The sequence below is a fragment of the Acidithiobacillus sp. TH-A36 genome, from assembly GCF_057473445.1.
Genome location: NZ_JBYCKP010000092.1, coordinates 1 through 1,336, shown reverse-complemented (window position 1 = coordinate 1,336; position 1,336 = coordinate 1). Strand labels below are relative to the sequence as shown.

The following is a 1,336-nucleotide window of genomic DNA, read 5'->3' as shown; positions in this document are numbered from 1 at the left end:
GATTCAGTTTTTGGGCTCAGGCGCTCATGGGTGGTGGTCGGGGACGTCATCGTCGTACTCCTCAGGGAATAAAGTATCAGCGCAAAAAACTAGACAGTTTTCCCATGCAGGTCAAATAAAAATGCCTTGGCGTACTTTGCCCGCCATCTATAGCCCGCCATTAGTAATGCTTATGTAAATTTTCCATGTAATCGCGGGCCTTGGCGACCAGGTTTTCCGGCAGGCCGCGTTTGGCGGCAATCACCAGTCCCAGCGAACGGCCAGGCACACCAATCTCCAGCTCGTAGGTAGGCTCCAGCCGTTCATGATCAAAACGCATGGAAGCATTACGCAGACAGGCATGGCTTTCAGCAAAGGATTTGAGCGGGGTCAAATGGGTCGTCACCATGCCGCGCACCCCCCGCTCGGCCAGGTGGTCCAGTACCGCCATGGCCAGGGCGGCGCCCTCTTCCGGGTCGGTACCAGTACCCAATTCATCCAGTAAAATCAGGGTATGATCATCGGCATCGGCAAGAAGACGTTTGAGCACTTCCACATGCCCGGAATAGGTGGAAAGCTGAAAAGCCACACTTTGCGGATCGCCCATATCGACAAAAATCCGGGTGAAGTTACCGACCACAGCCCGCCCCGCCACCGGAACATGCAGACCACAATGGGCCATTACTGTCAGCAGTCCCACGGTTTTCAGGGAAACACTTTTCCCCCCCGTATTGGGCCCTGTCACCACCAGAATCGGGCAATCGGCATTTATATGTACTGTCAGCGGCTTGGGTTGCGGGCCGCGTTTTTCAGCGTAGGCCAGGATTAGTTGCGGGTGATAGGCCTCTTCCAGAATCAATACCGGTTCATCCACCATTTCTGCCGCCTTGGCCTGTAAATGAATGGATAATTGCGCACCGGCAATGGCCAGATCCAGCCAGGTCAGAGATTCCACCAAGTGCTGCAGGCCACTGAGCCGTTCCCTGCCTTCATCACTGAGCGCACGCAGAATGGCCTGATTTTCCTGCTCGATACTACCAGCGATTTTCTCCAGCCGATTATTGCTGGCCACCAGTTCCATAGGCTCTACCAGATAACCATGGCCGCCCGGACCAGTGCCCCGCCGCACGCCGCGAATCTGATCCGTAGCGCCATCGGGCAGATGCACGCAGGCACGCTGCCCGGACCAGTGCAATTTGGCACCCGGAGCGCCCAGGTGTGACTGCATGGACTTCTGAATCTGATCGCGTTCGCTCTTGAGTTCGGCATGTAATTTTCGCAGCGCGGCATTACCATCTTCACGAACGCTGCCGTTGGGCATTAACACGGCGTCAATTTTAGGAAGGAGATCGGCGGC

The 1,336-nt window shown here is 55.9% G+C and carries 1 protein-coding gene; it reads right to left on the bottom strand.

Features of this window, described 5'->3' with window-relative positions:
* Positions 1-160 precede the first annotated feature (160 nt).
* The coding region (locus AC2VLY_RS02670) for a MutS-related protein (protein WP_486891811.1) at positions 161-1,336 on the bottom strand (1,176 nt) is incomplete at its 5' end.